The sequence below is a fragment of the Mycobacterium sp. M26 genome, from assembly GCF_001494595.1.
GTDB lineage: Bacteria > Actinomycetota > Actinomycetes > Mycobacteriales > Mycobacteriaceae > Mycobacterium.
In genome coordinates, this window is sequence record NZ_LN929907.1 from 1,468,919 (window position 1) to 1,486,730 (window position 17,812).

General features: G+C 61.4%; 19 protein-coding genes and 3 tRNA genes. 16 read left to right on the forward strand and 6 right to left on the reverse strand.

All coding sequences use genetic code 11. The features are described from left to right. The first annotated feature begins 77 nt into the window (after window positions 1-77). The 11 genes from BN3385_RS06995 to rplA all read left to right on the forward strand — a co-directional run bounded on the left by BN3385_RS06995 (window position 78) and on the right by rplA (window position 4,781). Window positions 78-150: transfer RNA gene (locus tag BN3385_RS06995), tRNA-Thr, on the forward strand. A 37-nt stretch (window positions 151-187) separates the two neighbouring features. After that, window positions 188-261: transfer RNA gene (locus BN3385_RS07000), tRNA-Met, on the forward strand. Window positions 262-300: 39 nt separating this feature from the next. Further along, on the forward strand, window positions 301-468 hold the full coding sequence (rpmG, locus tag BN3385_RS07005; RefSeq protein ID WP_059015841.1) for a 50S ribosomal protein L33: 168 nt from the start codon (window positions 301-303) through the stop codon (window positions 466-468). A gap of 54 nt (window positions 469-522) precedes the next feature. Then, window positions 523-1,002 (forward strand): (3R)-hydroxyacyl-ACP dehydratase subunit HadA, encoded by a 480-nt coding sequence (gene hadA / locus BN3385_RS07010; protein ID WP_059015842.1) that lies wholly within the window; start codon window positions 523-525, stop codon window positions 1,000-1,002. Beyond that, on the forward strand, window positions 989-1,417 hold the full coding sequence (gene hadB / locus BN3385_RS07015) for a (3R)-hydroxyacyl-ACP dehydratase subunit HadB (protein ID WP_059015843.1): 429 nt from the start codon (window positions 989-991) through the stop codon (window positions 1,415-1,417). The genes hadA and hadB overlap by 14 nt, the downstream gene beginning before the upstream one ends. Window positions 1,418-1,419: 2 nt before the next feature. Then, window positions 1,420-1,947: a (3R)-hydroxyacyl-ACP dehydratase subunit HadC gene (hadC, locus tag BN3385_RS07020; RefSeq protein WP_059015844.1), complete on the forward strand. Its 528-nt coding sequence runs from the start codon at window positions 1,420-1,422 to the stop codon at window positions 1,945-1,947. A gap of 118 nt (window positions 1,948-2,065) precedes the next feature. Next, window positions 2,066-2,138: transfer RNA gene (locus BN3385_RS07025), tRNA-Trp, on the forward strand. 90 nt (window positions 2,139-2,228) lie between these two features. Beyond that, on the forward strand, window positions 2,229-2,642 hold the full coding sequence (gene secE / locus BN3385_RS07030; RefSeq protein WP_059015845.1) for a preprotein translocase subunit SecE: 414 nt from the start codon (window positions 2,229-2,231) through the stop codon (window positions 2,640-2,642). Window positions 2,643-2,723: 81 nt separating this feature from the next. Further along, window positions 2,724-3,455, forward strand: a complete 732-nt coding sequence (gene nusG / locus BN3385_RS07035; RefSeq protein ID WP_502688057.1) for a transcription termination/antitermination protein NusG — start codon at window positions 2,724-2,726, stop codon at window positions 3,453-3,455. A 54-nt stretch (window positions 3,456-3,509) separates the two neighbouring features. Further along, window positions 3,510-3,938 (forward strand): 50S ribosomal protein L11, encoded by a 429-nt coding sequence (gene rplK, locus BN3385_RS07040; protein ID WP_059015847.1) that lies wholly within the window; start codon window positions 3,510-3,512, stop codon window positions 3,936-3,938. A gap of 132 nt (window positions 3,939-4,070) precedes the next feature. Continuing rightward, a complete protein-coding gene (rplA, locus tag BN3385_RS07045; protein WP_059015848.1) occupies window positions 4,071-4,781 on the forward strand; it encodes a 50S ribosomal protein L1 in 711 nt (236 codons plus the stop codon). Window positions 4,782-4,831: 50 nt separating this feature from the next. Here the strand turns inward: rplA and BN3385_RS07050 are convergent, their stop codons facing one another. From BN3385_RS07050 to BN3385_RS07065, 4 genes are all read right to left on the reverse strand, one after another. Then, entirely contained in the window at window positions 4,832-5,773 is a 942-nt protein-coding gene (locus BN3385_RS07050) for an endonuclease/exonuclease/phosphatase family protein (RefSeq protein WP_059015849.1), read from the reverse strand. Between the two features lies 1 nt (window position 5,774). Continuing rightward, window positions 5,775-6,758, reverse strand: a complete 984-nt coding sequence (locus BN3385_RS07055; RefSeq protein ID WP_231748655.1) for an endonuclease/exonuclease/phosphatase family protein — start codon at window positions 6,756-6,758, stop codon at window positions 5,775-5,777. A gap of 69 nt (window positions 6,759-6,827) precedes the next feature. Continuing rightward, window positions 6,828-8,315 (reverse strand): sugar transferase, encoded by a 1,488-nt coding sequence (locus BN3385_RS07060; RefSeq protein WP_059016477.1) that lies wholly within the window; start codon window positions 8,313-8,315, stop codon window positions 6,828-6,830. A 204-nt stretch (window positions 8,316-8,519) separates the two neighbouring features. Beyond that, entirely contained in the window at window positions 8,520-9,044 is a 525-nt protein-coding gene (locus BN3385_RS07065) for an arsenate reductase/protein-tyrosine-phosphatase family protein (protein ID WP_059015850.1), read from the reverse strand. Between the two features lie 231 nt (window positions 9,045-9,275). Between BN3385_RS07065 and BN3385_RS07070 the strand changes: the two genes are divergently transcribed. Both BN3385_RS07070 and BN3385_RS07075 read left to right on the forward strand, forming a co-directional pair. Beyond that, window positions 9,276-10,535, forward strand: a complete 1,260-nt coding sequence (locus tag BN3385_RS07070) for a nucleotide sugar dehydrogenase (RefSeq protein WP_059015851.1) — start codon at window positions 9,276-9,278, stop codon at window positions 10,533-10,535. A gap of 39 nt (window positions 10,536-10,574) precedes the next feature. Next, window positions 10,575-11,903 carry a glycosyltransferase gene (locus BN3385_RS07075; protein WP_082690313.1) on the forward strand — a complete coding sequence of 443 codons (1,329 nt, stop codon included), beginning with the start codon at window positions 10,575-10,577 and terminating at the stop codon, window positions 11,901-11,903. Window positions 11,904-11,916: 13 nt separating this feature from the next. Here BN3385_RS07075 and BN3385_RS07080 read toward each other — a convergent pair whose 3' ends face one another. Continuing rightward, a complete protein-coding gene (locus BN3385_RS07080; RefSeq protein WP_082690314.1) occupies window positions 11,917-12,561 on the reverse strand; it encodes an FkbM family methyltransferase in 645 nt (214 codons plus the stop codon). Between the two features lie 401 nt (window positions 12,562-12,962). On the opposite strand from BN3385_RS07080, the gene BN3385_RS07085 reads away from it, so the two are divergent. The 3 genes from BN3385_RS07085 to BN3385_RS07095 all read left to right on the forward strand — a co-directional run bounded on the left by BN3385_RS07085 (window position 12,963) and on the right by BN3385_RS07095 (window position 17,085). Next, window positions 12,963-14,114, forward strand: coding sequence for an O-antigen ligase family protein (locus tag BN3385_RS07085; RefSeq protein WP_156432612.1), 1,152 nt, complete (start codon window positions 12,963-12,965; stop codon window positions 14,112-14,114). Then, window positions 14,107-15,861: a heparinase II/III family protein gene (locus BN3385_RS07090; protein ID WP_082690315.1), complete on the forward strand. Its 1,755-nt coding sequence runs from the start codon at window positions 14,107-14,109 to the stop codon at window positions 15,859-15,861. The genes BN3385_RS07085 and BN3385_RS07090 overlap by 8 nt, the downstream gene beginning before the upstream one ends. A gap of 81 nt (window positions 15,862-15,942) precedes the next feature. Beyond that, on the forward strand, window positions 15,943-17,085 hold the full coding sequence (locus BN3385_RS07095; protein ID WP_059015856.1) for an acyltransferase family protein: 1,143 nt from the start codon (window positions 15,943-15,945) through the stop codon (window positions 17,083-17,085). Window positions 17,086-17,103: 18 nt separating this feature from the next. On the opposite strand, the gene BN3385_RS07100 is transcribed toward BN3385_RS07095, so the two are convergent. Then, window positions 17,104-17,796: a class I SAM-dependent methyltransferase gene (locus BN3385_RS07100; RefSeq protein ID WP_059015857.1), complete on the reverse strand. Its 693-nt coding sequence runs from the start codon at window positions 17,794-17,796 to the stop codon at window positions 17,104-17,106. Window positions 17,797-17,812: the final 16 nt, after the last annotated feature.

The following is a 17,812-nucleotide window of genomic DNA, read 5'->3' on the forward strand; positions in this document are numbered from 1 at the left end:
GCGGTTTGGCTGAGCCGAGCCGCAGGCTGTACCCTTTTCAAGGCCCACGGCGCGGTTCGTCCGAGTCCGCGGGTCAGGCCCCCTTAGCTCAGTCGGCAGAGCGTTTCCATGGTAAGGAAAAGGTCAACGGTTCGATTCCGTTAGGGGGCTCGGTGGACGCGAGCGGAGCGCCGCCCGCGCCTATCGGGGCGGTGTAGCTCAGCTGGTTAGAGCGCACGACTCATAATCGTGAGGTCGGGAGATCGAGCCTCCCCACCGCTACAGGAACGAACTACGAGAGCGTGAAAGAGGGCAACAACCGTGGCCTCCAGTACTGACGTCCGGCCGAAGATCACTTTGGCCTGCGAGGTGTGCAAGCACCGCAATTACATCACCAAGAAGAACCGCCGCAACGACCCTGATCGGCTGGAGCTGAAGAAGTTCTGCCCGAACTGTGGCACGCATCAGCCGCACAAAGAGTCGCGCTGATTGCGCCCGGCCGCCGCGGCGGCCGGAGAAATGTAAGTAGGTAGGTTCTAGCCCGTGGCGTTGTCCCAGACTCTCGTCGGAACGCACTACCGCTATCCCGATCACTATGCGGTGGAGCGCGAGAAGATTCGCGAGTACGCGCGGGCCGTCAAGAACGACGACGCGGTGTTCTTGTCCGAGGAATCCGCCGCTGAACTCGGCTATGACGCTCTTCCAGCTCCGCTGACCTTCATCAGCGTGTTCAGCTACGTCGCGCAGACGGCCTTCTTCGAGCACGCCAATATCGGTATCTCCGACCGCCAGATCGTCCAGATCGACCAGAAGCTGGAGTTCTTCGCCCCGGTTACGGCCGGCGACAAGCTCTACTGCGACGTCTACCTGGATTCGATCCGGCAGGCGCACGGAACCGACATCATCGTCACCAAGAACATCGTCACCAACCAGGACGGCACCGTAGTCCAAGCGGCCTACACCACCCTGGCTGGGCGAACCGAGGAAAACGGAGAGAGTGGCTTCAACGATGGCACTGCGTGAGTTCAGTTCAGTCAAGGTCGGCGAGGAGCTGCCGGAGCGGGTCATCACCCTGACCCGGGCGGACCTGGTCAACTATGCCGGCGTGTCCGGCGACCTCAACCCGATCCACTGGGACGACGAGATCGCCAAGCAGGTCGGCCTGGACACCGCGATCGCCCACGGCATGCTGACCATGGGCCTCGGCGGCGGCTACGTCAGCTCCTGGGTCGGCGATCCGGGCGCCGTCAGCGAGTACAACGTGCGCTTCACCGCGATCGTGCCGGTCCCCAACGACGGCGTGGGCGCTGAACTCGTGTTCAACGGACGCATCAAGTCGGTCGACGAGGACAACAAGACCGTGACTATCGCGTTGACCGGAACCCACAACGGCAAGAAGATCTTCGGCCGCGCCATCGCGATCGCGAAGCTGGCGTAGTCATGGCGCTGAAGACAGATATCCGCGGCATGGTCTGGGCCTACCCCGACCCCTTCGTGGTGGGTCGTGAGCAGATCCGCCAGTACGCCAAGTCGGTCAAAGCCAACGATCCGGTGAGCGTCGACCCGGAGGCGGCGGCCGCCATGGGATACGACGGCCTGGTCGCGCCGTTGACGTTTGTCTCGATCATCGCGGTGATGACTCAGCGACACTTCTTCCAGCATGTCGACGTGGGCTTCGAGACGATGCAGATCGTCCAGGTGGATCAGAAGTTCCAGTTCCTCCGGCCCATCGTGGAGGGCGACGTGTTGCGCGCCACGATGTACATCGACTCCGTCGACGAGCGGTTCGGAGCGGACATCGTTACCTCCCGAAACGTGCTCACCGATGACAAGACCGGCGAGCCGGTGTTGGTGGCCTTCACCACGCTGATGGGCCACGAGGGTGACAACTCGATCTCGGCGGGCTGGGACCCGGAGACCGGGCAGGTCTTGCGCAAGCCTGTCCGCCACGATGACGACGCGGATTAACACCTGCTCGGTGTGCCGTTGTACACTCGGACCTCGGGGTTTTCCCACGTAAGCGCGCTGTCCGTCGGTTCGGGTTGACCGAACGGGGAGCGCGCGAGTTATGTGGGGGCCCAAGCAGAGGGGCGTAGCTCAACTGGCAGAGCAGCGGTCTCCAAAACCGCAGGTTGCAGGTTCAAGTCCTGTCGCCCCTGCTCAACTGAATAGGTAATGGTGGACACTGGAGGGTGCACACCGGGCTGGGGATACTCAGCCCATCCGGACTCGACATAAAGGAGCATGCGGTGAGCGACGAGCGCGACAGTGCTGACGCCGCAGGCGACCCCACATCGGACGTCGTGAGCCGTCCGGCGCGTCCGACGGGCAAGCGGACCCGGCAGCGTGCCGGTGCCACCGCGCTGGCCGAGCCGGAGGAAGCCGAGTCGAGCGCCGAGGAACTCGGCGTCGACGAGAAGAAGCCGGGCAAGAAGGCCACGAAGCCGAAGAAGGCCAAGACCGGACCGTCGCGCAATCCCTTCGTGTTCGTGTGGAACTACCTCAAGCAGGTGGTTGCCGAACTGCGCAAGGTGATCTGGCCCAACCGCAAGCAGATGGTCAGCTACACCACGGTGGTGCTGCTGTTCCTGGCTTTCATGGTGGCCCTGATCGGCGGCGTGGACCTGGGTCTGGCCAAGCTAGTGCTGCTGGTATTCGGCTGACCCGGAAGTTGTGAGAGAGGACTGACTACCGTGACAACCCCCGAAGGCGATACGCCCACGGGTGACGCCCTTGTTGACGTGATCGATGGAGCCGCTCCGGCGGAGACATCGGACAACGAGACGGCACCTGAGCTGGAGGCGGCGCCTGATGCTGAGGCGACGCAAGCCGCCGGCGAGGCCGACGAGGAGCTCGACCCGGCCGACGCGCTGAAGGCTGAGCTGCGCAGCAAGCCGGGCGATTGGTACGTCATCCACTCGTACGCCGGTTACGAGAACAAGGTGAAGGCCAACCTCGAGACTCGCGTGCAGAACCTCGACGTCGGCGACTACATCTTCCAGGTGGAGGTTCCCACCGAAGAGGTCACCGAGATCAAGAACGGCCAGCGCAAGCAGGTCAACCGCAAGGTGCTGCCCGGCTACATCCTGGTCCGCATGGACCTGACCGACGATTCGTGGGCCGCGGTGCGCAACACCCCGGGTGTCACCGGTTTCGTCGGTGCCACCTCGCGGCCGACGGCGCTGTCGCTCAACGACGTGGTGAAGTTCCTGCTGCCGCAGGGCGCGGCGAAGAAGCCGGGCAAGGCGGCGTCGACCGCGGCGGCTGCTTCCTCGGAGGCGACGCTGGAGCGTCCGGAGATCCTGGTCGACTTCGAGGTCGGCGAGTCGGTCACCGTCATGGACGGTCCGTTCGCGACGCTGCCGGCCTCGATCAGCGAGGTCAACGCCGAGCAGCAGAAGCTCAAGGTGCTGGTGTCCATCTTCGGCCGCGAGACGCCCGTTGAACTGACCTTCAACCAGGTCGCCAAGATCTAGTAATCGGGCGCTTGCGCCCACTAAGAAAAAGCACAGTAAGGAAATCGAACACCCATGGCCCCCAAGAAGAAGGTCGCCGGGCTGATCAAGCTGCAGATCCAGGCCGGGCAGGCCAACCCCGCCCCGCCGGTCGGCCCTGCGCTCGGCCAGCATGGCGTCAACATCATGGAGTTCTGCAAGGCGTACAACGCTGCGACGGAGAACCAGCGCGGGAACATCATCCCCGTCGAGATCACCGTCTACGAGGATCGCAGCTTCACCTTCGAACTCAAGACCCCGCCCGCCGCTCGGCTGCTGCTGAAGGCTGCCGGTGTGCAGAAGGGTTCGGCCGAGCCGCACAAGACCAAGGTCGCCAAGGTGACCTGGGATCAGGTGCGCGAGATCGCCGAGACCAAGAAGGCCGACCTCAACGCCAACGACATCGACCAGGCCGCCAAGATCATCGCCGGCACCGCCCGGTCGATGGGCATCACGGTCGAATAGATTTCGTCGAGTCAGAACTGACGCAGGAGAAGTTCGAGTAACCCTCTGCGTAGGTTCTATCTCAACGAGAAGTAGGACGTGGGAGAGCCCGCTTCGGCTCGCCAACCACAACTCTCAACTAGGAGAAGAACAATGAGCAAGACCAGCAAGGCATACCGGGAAGCTGCCGAGAAGGTCGACAAGACCCGGCTCTACACCCCGCTCGAGGCGGCCAAGCTCGCCAAGGAAACCTCGTCAAAGAAGCAGGACGCGACCGTTGAGGTGGCGATCCGCCTCGGCGTCGACCCCCGCAAGGCCGACCAGATGGTGCGCGGCACCGTCAACCTGCCCAACGGCACCGGTAAGACGGCGCGCGTCGCGGTGTTCGCGGTGGGCGAGAAGGCTGAGGCGGCCCTGGCTGCCGGCGCCGACGTCGTCGGTAGCGACGACCTGATCGAGAAGATCCAGGGCGGCTTCCTGGACTTCGATGCCGCGATCGCCACGCCCGACCAGATGGCCAAGGTGGGTCGCATCGCCCGCGTGCTGGGCCCGCGCGGTCTGATGCCGAACCCCAAGACCGGCACCGTCACCCCCGATGTGGCCAAGGCCGTAACCGACATCAAGGGCGGCAAGATCAACTTCCGCGTCGACAAGCAGGCCAACCTGCACTTCGTGATCGGCAAGGCGTCGTTCGACGAGAAGAAGCTCGTCGAGAACTACGGTGCCGCGCTCGACGAGGTGCTGCGGGCCAAGCCGTCCTCGTCGAAGGGCCGCTACCTCAAGAAGATCACCGTGTCGACGACCACCGGCCCGGGCATCCCGGTCGATCCCGCCGTCACGCGCAACTTCACCGAAGAGTCCTAAAAGCTTTTCGTTCGAATGGCCACCTACTGCGGTAGGTGGCCATTCGTCGTTCACGGGGTTGTCTGAAGGCGGATTGTCGCCTGTAGCCCGAGGTGATCGGAACCTGGAATGCGCACTGTCTCAACGTGTGTGGCGGTGCCGCGGTAGGTCAGGATGTGGTCGATGCCGATCAGGGGTTTGTCGGCGGGGAAGGTTCTGAGCAGTCCTGCGCCGGCCTGGTCGGCTCCGTCTTGGTATCCGTTGGTGAGCACGTTGCGGAACGGCGCCATGTCGTAGGTGGCGTTGAAGTCGCCGGCTGCGATGACGACGCCGCCGGCCTCGCGGGCGATCTCGGCGAGAGTCATGGGAAGCTCGCGGATTTCATCGCGCCAGCCGTCGATGGGCTGTGGCCACGGACCGGGTAGGTGGATGGCGACGATGGTGGTGTCGCTTGTGGCTCCGGGTGTGTCGATGTCGGCGGTGAGCATGTGCAGGCGGTAGCCGTCGATTCCGGTGCTGCTGGTGATGGGGTAGCGGCTCCAGATGCCGACGCCGTAGCCGTGATCCCCGGGTTCGGTTGCCTGGTAGGGGAGTTCCTTGTCGATACCGATTGCGGTGAGGTTGGCGGCTAGTTCGGCCGTGAGCTCTTGGACAACGAGGATGTCGGCACGTTCTGCGGCCCGCCTCAGTTCGCGCGGGTTAGCCCGGCCTTCAAGGACATTGGCGGTGAGGACTCTGATGTCGTTGGTGGTGGCGGGCGGTGGGTTGGCGACGAAGAGTGGAAGTTGCGTTGCGATGGCTGCGATGGTGAGGGCTGCAGCCAGTGCGGCGGTGAGCCAACGACGCGTGACGACAAGGAGTAGCGCGGCGATGGGTGCGACTGCCATCAGGTAGGGCGACAGCGCGGCCAGGGCGAGTGTTACTTGGTTCGTGATCGGCAGGTAACGCGTCGTGAGACCAACGGCGGCAAGGACTATGCCGGTGAGGCCGATGATCAAGGTGGCGGTGCGCACGTCACTCAGTGGGCACGTGGATGGTCGCGAGTAATGCGCGGTGGTCGGAGCCCGGCACTTCGATGGTGCGGATCGATGCGGCGGCGGCATTACGGGTCAGAATGTGGTCGATCGTGATCAGCGGCGGATACCACCGGTTGGACGGGAAGGTGGGGGAGAATCCCGCGCCGAGCTGGTCGACAGCGTCGCGATAGCCATCGGTGAGAAGATCGCGGAACTGACGCATATCCGGGGTGCTGTTGTAGTCGCCGCCGATGATGACGGCGGCGGGGCCAGCAGACTGGGCGAAGTTGTCCAATTGTGCTTTGGCGCCAGCCATTCCGCTTCGCCACTCGGCGACGGTGTTGGTATCCCGGGCGACGGGGGAGGTGACGTGGACGCTGGCGAGTAGGGGCTCGAATCGGAGGCCTGGGACATCTAGGCGTGCGGCCGGGATCGAAATACCACGGTGTCGGGTGGCCGACAGGACTGTCAGCGGGTACCGACTCCACATGCCGATCCCGCCGGCGCCCGGTGCGGGGATCAGATGCGAGTAGGGGAATGCTGAGGTGATCCCGGCCTGCTCGAGGCGTCGAACTTCCTCAGATGTCAGCTCCGAAACTGTGATGACGTCCGCGCTGCTGGTGGCGAGGTCGACGATGAAGGCGGGGTCGGCCTGCCCGTAGCGGAGATTGGACGAGAGGACTCGAATAGTCTGGTGCGCAGCAATGTTCGTGGGATTGCCAAGGAAGTACCACGACACCTGGACGGCCAGATTGGCGGCGAGCACCACCACCGCCAGAACAACGGCGGCCACTCTGCGGCATGACACAGCAACGGCGAGAGCGACCAAGGCGGCAACGGCAGCATAGGGCGAGCCCACCGCGAGAATCAGAGTGGGAATGTTCGCAATCGGTTGGGTACGCGCGACTAGGGCCAGGGCTGCCAGTAGCGAGGCGAGGACAGCGAACGTTGTGAGTAGAGCACGGCGGATCGTGCGTGACAACGGGCCGGCCTTCCCCTAGTGCCTCCGTGTTGAGGGCACGTTACCAGCCGGGTGAACTGCAGCAGCGGTTCAGTACGCGCCACTGTGGCTCAAGATGGCTCTCACCGTCTTGATGGCGATCAAGAGGTCGGCAACCATGGACCAGTTCTCGACGTAGAACAGATCGAGGCGGACCGAGTCCTCCCACGACAGGTCCGAGCGCCCGCTTACCTGCCACAGGCCGGTGATGCCGGGGCGGACGAGCAGGCGCCGCCGGGCGTAGTCGTCGTAGGACTTGACCTCGTTGGCCAGCGGTGGACGGGGGCCGACGACGCTCATGTCTCGTTTGAAGACATTGATGAACTGTGGCAGTTCGTCGAGGCTGTACTTGCGCAGGAAGCGGCCGACGGGCGTCACCCGCGGATCGCTGCGAATCTTGAAGAGAACCCCACCGTCGCTTTCGTTGAGTGCGGCGAGGTCACCGAGCATCTTGTCGGCGCCGTCAACCATGGTCCGGAACTTGATCATCCGAAATGCCTGGCCGTCGAGACCGATTCGCTCCTGCCGATAGAACACCGGCCCCTTGCTGGTCAGCTTGATCGCAAGTGCAATCACGGTCAGGATGGGCAACCCCAGGAAGAGAACAAGCCCAGAGAAGGCGACGTCGAACAGCCGCTTCTGAAACCTCTTGGCGCCGTGGTATTGCGGCTTCTCAACATGGATCAGCGGGAGGCCGGCGACCGGGCGCATCTGCAGCCGGGGCCCCGCGACGTCGACGACCCCCGGGGCCACCAGCAGATCGATGTTGAGCTTCTCCAGTTCCCACGACAGGTCGCGGAATCCACGTCCATCAAGGCGCTCAGTGGCCGTGACGGCAACGGCTTGGCTGTTTGTCAGCGTCACCGCGCCGACCACATTGGACTCGTCGCCGAAAACCGGAATCGTACCGGCGCCAGGTACTACCAATTCCGTTCGAGTTGTCGGCCCGGGAATGCAAGCCCCCACAACCTCGTATTCGGACCACCTCTCGCGTGCCAGGGATTGCGTGAGGTCCCGAACCGCTGGTGCGCAGCCCACGACAAGAACTCGCGTGATGCAACGACCGTGCTTCTGCCGGGTGCGGACGACCAGTTGGCGGGCACCCCAGCGTGCGAGGACTAGAAGAACTATTCCGGCGGGCAGTGCGATCATGAGGTATCCCCGCGCGATATCCAGCTTGAAGAGCATAGAGACGATCGCGACGGCACCGAACACTGTCGCGGTGCCCAGCCATACCCTTCGATACTCCTCGGCACCTGAGCCGATAACTCGAGGTGAGCGCGAGTGATTAATCGCCAATGCAAGCATCCAGGCAATTGCAATGACAACTGAGACAAGGAAGTAATTCGTGGAGCGGTAAACAGTTCCCGTACCGGGGAGGCCACCGAATCGCAACCATTGGGCCAACCCAATGGCGAAGCAGATGCCAATGAAGTCCACCACCACGAGTCGGCGCGAGTAACTGTGCTGCCATATGGGCGCAACGCCCGGCAACGCCAATTCGCTCGTAGAAGCGAGTCTGTCATTGACAGTAGTCATGTATCCCCCCGGCACGTTCTATCCCCCAAAGAAACGCGACGGTGCATAGCCTGTCATATCGAACCTGTGTGTGCGCTGCGAACGAAGAGCCCGACGACAGCTATCGCCGAGATGCTTTCCCGGTAAAGCACTCCGGGCGCGACAGCTGCGGATTCGCTCTCTCTACGCCGTATTTTGAGGTCCGCAGGGCTCCGGACATTTCGCCTATGCGGAGTGGTCCACGCACAGTTGGACCAGTGGATCGACCAGATCGGCGATCTGAGTGCCCACAGAGTCGAAGAACTCCTGGCTCCGTCCGATGGGGTCTGCGACGTCGAACCTGTCTTGCGTAGGTAGTTGTGGTCGTAGAACTGCTAGCTCACTGAGGTCCTTCGGGTGATAGCGCGAGGCGATCCGGGAAATCTCACTGAGCATGAACGTCTTGTGGAGCTGTTGCGGGGCTGATTCGACGACGTCGTCGCGCTGTGCCTTGGTCATCGTGATGACTAGGTCGGCATCGCTCGCGATCGCCGCACTGAGCTGTCGGGCGGCGAAATTCGTCGGGTCAGCTCCGAGTTGCTCGAGAGTGCGCGCCGCGTATGGATGGATCGGATGCCCAATCATGGCCCTGGTGCCGGCGCTGTGTACCTCGAGGCCGGACAATCCAGCTCGAGTGGCATACCACGCAGTTAATCTTTCGGCTGAGGGTGATCGACAGATGTTGCCGGTGCAAACAAATAACAGCTTCAGAGCTGGACCTCACTCTCCGCCAGAAGAACAGCTTTTCAAATGCTATCGAGCCCAACTGTCTCGCGACTAGTCGAGATTGGATTCCGTCGGCATTCGGGAGGATGACTAATCCTGGTCGTATCCCGATCAATCGACGAGATCTGGGGTTAGACTTCGGCACCGAAGCACCTGAGCTCGTGAACATGGGGGCGGGATCAGGTGCCGTCGATATGGGTTATTGGGGGGTAACCGTTGAAGATTGCCATTTTGGGCCTCGGCTACGTCGGAATGACTGCTGCCGCTTGCCTCGCCAGCGAGGGCCATGAAGTCATCGGGATCGATCCGAACCAGACAAAGGTTGACGCTGTACTTGCCGGCCGGTCACCAATCACCGAGCCCGGGGTTCAGGACCTGGTGGCGACTGCCCGGCACGAGGGGTTGCTGACCGCGTACACGACGCTCGTGCCCGAAGTTGCACAATGCGAGCTCGCCATTGTCTGCGTTGGGACGCCAAGCGCTGCCGACGGATCGCACAACATGACCTACGTGGCGGAGGTGTCCCGTCAACTGGCTGAGCTCGTCAAGCTTCATCCAGATGGAAACCTCACTGTTGCTTACCGATCAACGGTCCGCCCGGGAACCATGGAAGAGCTGATCTCCCCCATCTTCGACGCAATCCTCGGCGAGGAGGCATCGCGGATAGAGCTGGTCTACTACCCTGAATTTCTTCGTGAGTCCTCGGCTGTCCAGGACTACTTCTCGCCGCCCAAGATCGTCGTCGGTACCAGAAATGGGGATCGATGCACGGTGGTGGACAAGATCACAGAGAAGTTTGAGGCTCCGGTGTTCTATGTCAGGTACCGCGAGAGCGAGATCACCAAGTTCGTGGACAACTCATTTCATGCGGTGAAGATTGTCTTTGCCAACGAGATCGGAAGAATCTGTTCCCAGCTAGGCGTCAGCGCTGCTGAAGTCCACAAGATCTTCGTGTCCGATACCAAGCTCAATATCTCGCCATACTACCTCCGACCAGGAGGGCCCTTCGGGGGATCGTGCCTCCCCAAAGATGTTCGCGCGCTTCAGTACATCTCGCGCACATCCGGTGCCTTCACTCATCTCCTGGACTCGTTGATCAGTTCAAATGACGCACACAAGTCGTTCCTGTACGAGCACGTGACGCGCGATCTGAAGTTCGGTGCGAAGGTCTTGCTGCTCGGAATCGCCTTTAAGAACGCGAGCGACGACTTGCGGGAAAGTCCGAACATCGACCTGGCCAGGATGCTCATCACTGCGGGATACCAACTTTCAATCCATGATCCTTTCGTCGCTCCCCAAAACCTGATCGGCCAGAACCTCGGAGTCCTGTCTAACTCGCCGTTCATTCGTGATCTCCTCGTGGACAAGTCCATTGTCGAGAGCACTGAGTGGGACCTTGTCGTGGATTCAAGGGGCTCTGCGGATGGGTACTCGCTCGCGGCGGAACGAATCATCGATGTCAATCAGCTGCCGTGACCATCGCGCGGCTGGAGGCCATTCATTAAGGAGCACGATGTGATCGAGGATCGACCGTTTATCGGGGATGTCGAGCACACGGAGCATCCGATGAGGATCGCAGTCGTGTATTGCCGCAATCCGCTCCCGATGCGCAATGCAGATCAGATCACCGTCGCCCATCTGATCGAATTCCTTTGGGCACGTGGACATATCGTCGATCTCTACTGCTTCGAAAACGATGGCCGCAGCAACGAGAATACTCTGTCTGCCGCGGATCTCGCCTGGCTCGAGTCTCGATGCTCAAGGATCGTGCATGTCCGGCGAGGTCGAAGCCGCGCCCTAGCTGGGGCCGCCGTGGCGCTCCTGGGCGGGAAGCCGCTGCAGGTTGGCTGGTTCAGCAGCCGTCATCTGGCAAGGGAGTTGTCGCACGCACTCGACACGACCCGGTATGACGTGCTCTACGCCTATTACTTCCGGAGTGCCGAGACGGTCATCAATGCGGTGAAGCGGTCAGGACCACACGGCCAACTGGTGCCCAAGGTGCTCGCGATGCAGTTGTCGCAGACCCTCAACACGCGCCGGATCCGTGACAACGCAACCAACTTCGCCACCCGACTGGTCTTCGGACTGGAATCGTGGCTCGTCTCTCGCTACGAGGCCCGGATCTGGCAGAAGTTCGAGCGAACTGCGCTGATCGGGCCAGCTGACGTGGAAGCGATCGCTGCTCAATGCCGATCGCAAGGTCTGCCGACGATCGACAACTGGTTCTACAGCCCGCACGGTACGGACATCGAGCGCTTCCGACCCAGGACCGGAGTTACACCCGTACCCGGGACCGTGCTGTTCGCGGGGACGTTGTTCTACCCGCCGAATATTCAGGCGGCGGTGTGGCTAGTTAAGGCAATTTGGCCTCTTGTCCGCCAGCAGATCCCCGATGCGCAATTGAACATCGTTGGGCGCGAGCCTACCCAGGAAGTCATGTCGCTGGCCTCGGCGACCGAAGGAGTCGATGTCATTGGCAGTGTTCCGGACCTGTCCGAATACATGCTTCGTTCCGCGGTGTGTGTCAACCCCGTACGGGCAGCTGGGGGAATGCAGAACAAGCTGATTGAGTACCTGGCCTCCGGTCGGCCGGTCGTCGCAACGGGCATAGCCAATGAGGGCATTCAGGCTCCGGACACCTTGCTCGAACTGGCCGACGATGCGCAGCAGTTCGCAAACAAGATTGTCTACCTTCTTCAGAATCCTACGGCCGCAGAAGAAATGGGAATGCGCGCACGAGAGTACGCTCAGCTGCAATGGAGTTGGGAGGCGCACTATCTCGTCCTCGACGCAAAGCTTGCCGACCTCGCGGCGCGGCGTGTCGTTGAGCCTGCCGGCGACTGATCCCTGGTCTGGATCAGTCGCGCCCGCGCCGGAACAAGAAGTTGTTTGCGTAAGCTGGAGTGCGAGGGCTCTGATGCAGCTGATCGCGCTCGAGATGGAAGTCTCTGTACGGGTGCATCTTCGCATTCTGGCGGAATTGCACATCGGTGTAGCCGAGCTCGCCGAACCAGGAGACGATCCGCTCGAGGCCACCGGGATTGTGGCGTTCCTCGATTTCGATGTACACCGTGGCGTCACTACGGCGCAGCGTCTCGACAGCGCCGTGCAGTAGCGGCTCTTCGTGCCCCTCGACGTCGATCTTGAAGAAGCCAACGTCCGACATCTCGAACGAGTCGAGCGTTCGCAGTGGCACTTTCACGGCGTCTACGGGTACGTCGAGGACTCTCAGGCTGGCTTCTCCGTGAGCACGCGGAACGTGCAGTTCGCCCACCCCGGGCGTGTCGGAGAGCGCGACGTTGTGCACTGTGAGCCGCGGAATGCCGCTGGCTTCCAATCGCCTCGCGAGCGTCGGTTGTGGCTCAAAAGCCACGACTCGGGTCGCAGATCGCGCGATCCAGTACGAGTAGGTGCCAACGTTTGCACCGGCGTCGATTGCGAGCTTTCCTGCCGGTACCAGCGCCGAAAGTGCTGATCCCGGTTCGTAGAAGCCGCCGAGCATGTGCCTGCTTCTTGTCACTCGCAGCAGCCGCTCGGCACGAGGTGGCAGCTGGCGAAGCCCTCGGCGCAAAACATCACGTAGCACTAGATCCCCCCTGATCTGACCGACTCATGATAACCGTGCTAGACGGGGCGAGGGAGCTGGTCTGGCCGATTCTGCGCGAACCAGTTCTGCGTCGACTCGACAGTCGCTAGAGTTATCTATGGGAGGGGGAACACTCCAATCGATGTCGTCGGCCATGTCTGTGTGCAGAGGCGAGAACTCGACATCAATTGGTGTGGAGTCAACATGGCAACACGCGGCGCTCAGAATTCTTTCGGCGGACGAGCATCGGCGGACATGAGCGTGTCGGGGATGACGTAATGACGGTTCGAGCTGACACGCCCACAACGAGTGGGACAGTGCCGAACCAGCCGGGCAGGTCGTTTGTCCGACCGTCGCGGCCCGGCGCTGCGCTGGCCGTGGCGCCCCTCGCGATCGTTCTGCTGGCGTTCCCGGCGATCGCGAGTTTCTCGCCCGAGAGAAGCAACACGATTCTTGTCGCTGTGTGCGCGCTGTTGTTGCCGCTTATTGTCGGGCGCCTTGAACCGATGGCGTGGCCATCGTTGTGGCTACTGGCCTTCGTCGTGCTCTACGCGCTCAGTAGCGCCTCCGAGGAGGACGCTGCCCAGGGGATTCGTCACACCATCACCCTGGGCTGTACGGGAGTTGTCTTTCTCACGTTTGCCGCATGGGGATCAGAGCTTTTCGACATTGCATGGTTTGTCCCCGCGGCCGCTGTCGCGATCGCCGTCGATGTCGTCGGCGTCTATCAGGCTGGACTTCCGAAGAATACGACCGCTGGTGCGCTTGTATACCTGTGCGCGTTGGCACTCGTCATTCTCATCCGCAACTCGCAGACCAACGGGTGGTGGGCCGCCGCCGCCTTCTCTGTCGCGGGGTTGATCCTGTCGGTGGCGTTGAGTATGAGGTTCCTCGTCGCTTGCGCAGTGCTGTTCCTGGTGATGTTCTTTCTAGCCAACCGCCTCAGCGCAAAATGGTACTTCCGTTCTGGCGTAATCGTTTCGGCGATCACGATACCGCTGGTGGTGTGGTTCTTCCTGAACATCAGCCGCGGCGGAATCGCCCAACAAATCGGGTACAAGATTGCGGAGATAACTGGCCGTCACGCCACGACGGGACGTGACGTGCTGTACCCATACCTGCTCTATGTGGCGCAGAAGAGCCCGGTCTTTGGCCTCGGAGCAGGCACACGTCCGCGCGACGTGGTCAGCACCAGCCTCTCCGCGCACGACTATTACATCCAGGTGTTCATGCAAGTCGGCGTCGTAGGGCTTGTGCTGCTGGTCTGCTTTCTGTTGGCCACGTGGAGGGTTCTTGTGCAAGCGCGGTCGGCTGTTGGACGCTTCGGCTCAGCGCTCTTCATCATGCTCATCCTGCACAACTCGACAGAAGTCTTTATGTTCCAGAACTCATCTCTCGTTGTGGTGCCTGCCTGGTGCGCGATTGGTCTCGCGTTCTCCTTCGACCGCCGCCGGAGTCTGGATGGTTGACGGCGCTACCGGACAAGTGGCACGCCTCGTCAGTCCGGCATTGCTGCGCTATCTCCGCTACCTGCCCCCCCGAATGCTGATCGGGAAGGCGCGCCATTCTCTCGACGCGCGATTGCGAGTCCCGCGTGCGGTTACGGCGGCGCCGCCGCCTCACTACGATTGGTGCGCCGCGTTCGCACATCCGGAACTCGCCGACTTCGCAGCGGTATTCCGCGTTTACGGTGAACGATTCGCCGATACCTGCGACCAACTCCACCAAGGACGTTTCGTGTCGAACCGGGTCTCTTATCCACTGGACCGTGGGGCCATTTGGGACAGTGACACCATTCCAGCAAAGCACCTACGTTGGCGCTTCGACCTCGCATACTTCTTCGCTGCAATTCCCTTGATTGATGCTGACGAGGACAGAGGTCTGCAGACCGTTGCTTCGATGCTGCGCGATCTGGATACCCGATTGCTGGAGGACAGCGCCGGGATCCGGAAGCTTCAGTGGTCGCCAATTGCTGTCGCAGTGCGGATCATGTCCCTGACGACGGCCCTGTCTTTGTGCTCGACGGCAGCGCTGACCCGGCAGTCACGTGCGGTGCACACCATCGGCCAGCACCTCTGGAGGTGCACCGAGATGCTCAGGTTCATGGTTGAGCGTCACTTGGGATTCAACCACGCTGCATTCACCGAATCCGGCTTGGCAGTAGGACTTTACCTGCAGGGTCGTAGGGACGAGGCAGCTCGTCGGCTCGAGGACGCAGTCTTGGTTCTGGAGGACAGTACTCTGCCGGACGGCATGTGGGCTGAGCGGTCACCCACGTATCACATCCACATGCTCGTTCTGGGTGATGCGCTTCAAGCCATGCTGGACGGCAAGTCCGAGCTCTATCGACGCCTAGGTCGCCTCACGAGCCGAATGCGCGAAGCTCTGGCCGCAGTTGTCCATCCCGACGGCGAGATTGCGATGTTCAACGATGCCGCGATCGCCGATGCACCGGCCCCGGCGGCGGTCGGCTGGAAGGAGCCGCCATCTCCGAGCAGCATTGCACTTCTTGATGCCGGATACGGACGGTTGTCTGCGGCAGGCACTGTCGTGATCATGGATGCCGGGGCAATGGGGGCGGATGCAGGAATTGCTCACGGCCACGCCGACTTCCTCTCCATCGAGGTGAGTGTGGCAAAGCATCGTTTCATTGTCGACCCAGGTGTCGCATCGCTAACAAATGACGGGGACCGATACTGGACCCGCTCGGCCGCCTCGCACAACGGGCCTACGCTGCGGGGGTGCGAACCTGCGGAGTTTATCGGTGCATGGAAGGTCGGCCGGCGCGCGAGGGCGTGGTTCGATCCTGTCGATCGCGATCGATCTGACGTGATGGGGCTGCGCGGAGTCTGTGACGGCTATCGGGCTTGGGGGATAGGTGTGAGTCGCAGCGTCCTCCTGGATGTCAACGGGCTCCTCCGAATTGAGGACCGATGGTCTGGCGCGCCAACGCAGGCGCGGATTCTGCACTTCCTCATCTCTGGCGATTGGCAAACCCAGAACACCTGCGATGAGCGGGTGGAGTTCGTCCACAACGACGGTTCTACGGTGATCCTGTCGGTGCGGTCAGGAAGGATCACGGATCTTCGTCCGTCTCGGCATTTTCTTGATGGGTCTATGAGCGCAATGCCTGCGACAAGCCTCAGCATCGAACCCCACGATGATTATGTGATGACGGTGCTCGAAGCGCAGATGTCCGAACAGCGAATCAGCTAGAGTCGCATTACTCGTCGAGCAACAGGGGGTACGACGTGTGGATGATTGTTGATTGTGTAGGCGTGGCTCTGCCTCAGGTAAATGGTGGATCCTACTTCGGGTAGCGACGCGACGCGGTCGCTAGAGCTATCCCATCAGGGCGGTCAGCGGGAATCGCTCGCAATACCGACGGAGTTCACCGCACGACGTCTGGTCACGATACAGATCCTGCGCGGGATGGCAGCTCTGATGGTCGTGTTCCACCACGTACTGGATCAGTCCGATGGTTTCAGGGCGATTCTCCCGACGCAGGCCGGCCAGGCCGGTGTCGATCTGTTCTTCGTGATCAGTGGCTTTGTCATGGTCTATGTCACTGTGGACCGGGAGCGTTCAGCTTCGCAGTTCTTGGCTATGCGGGCCGCTCGCATCATCCCTGTCTACTGGTTCTATACGCTGGCCGCGGCGCTGCTGATGTTACTGATACCGAGCATTTTTCGGGCGAACGAGCTCAGCGTGAGGCATGTCGTCCTGTCGCTACTCTTCGTGCCCCATGAGACCGCATCTGCTGGTGTTTCACCCATCATCAAGCAAGGTTGGACGCTGAACTACGAGGTGTTCTTTTACGTCCTCTTCGCGATCGCGATGGCCTTCTCCGCACGCCGACGCGTGTCGTATGCGGTTGGGGTTCTGGTTGTATTCGCCGTCGTCGGATACTGGATGCTGTTTGCGGGTATTTCGCTCGGAACCGCAGACTTCTACTTCCAGAACATTGTTTTGGAGTTTGCGTTCGGCATGCTTATCGCTCAGGCCTTCCTGAATGGTCTGCTGGAACGACTGAGGTCGAGCTTCGGCGCGGTCGTCGCTGTTGCTGGCTTCGTCGCGATGTTTGCTCTCGATCCGATCTACACCGCTGCAAATCGGTCTCTCGTCTATGGTCTCCCCGCGGCGGCTATCGTGGTAGGCGCTTTGGCTTTTGAAGGTGGAGTCCGATCGATCCGAGTCCCGCTGCTACAGTTCGCCGGCGACGCCTCTTACTCCATATATCTGGTACATGGGTTTCCGGTGGCTCTACTCAGGACGCTGTGGCGTCATGGACCACTACCGATGGCTGGCGCGCCGAGCCTGCTTCTCTTCTTGTTCATCGCTCTTCTGATGGTGATGCTCTTGGGCGCCATGTCCTACTACGCCATTGAGCGCACCTCGTTGAAGTACCTACGCAGACTGATTCAACGCTACGTGCGCTGACTCTTGTCGTCAGGTTGCTCAGTCGTCGGATCGAGCGAAGATGTAGAAGTCTGCAAAACTGGTGTTGTCCGGGTCTCGCTCGGAGTACGGATAAGCATTGGGAACCCGCTTCAGGAGTCGAAAATCCCTGCGGTTGTTCGCAACCCAAGATAGCCACTCCCGGTGCCGAACATGTGGGCTTGGGCTCGGCCTTTCGTCATTGCTCGAGTAGACGATGACGAAGCGGGTCGCGGCATTGAACAGCTGGTCCATGTAGTCGTCGAAGACCTTATCCTCAACCAAGTGATAGATCACATCGAGGGACAGCGCCAGCTCGGCCCTGTCATCGGCGCCTAGCTCACTGGTGTGGATGAACCGGATCGTCGGATCGTTCGCGAATTTCGGGCGAGTGGCGTCAAGAACGGTGCGTGAGACATCGACACCGACGTAGTGAGGATACCGGGCCAGCTTCAGCTGGGCTCCGTCGCCGGATCCGAACTCGATGACGGTCTGGATGCCGTGCTCGGCGACGAAATCATTGATAAGACCCGCCTTGAAGACCGCCAGCCTATTGTAAGAGCCCGCCCCCGAAGTCCCGCCTCCCCGATAGCGGTCCTCCCAGTAGGTGGCCGAAGACTGGAAGTCCGGACGGCCGAACACCGCGTACTTGACTGAGCCCAAGAGCTTTCTGAGCTTCGGCGGCACCCGCCTAGCGATATCCTCTTGCTTCATTCGCCCCCCTTACCTC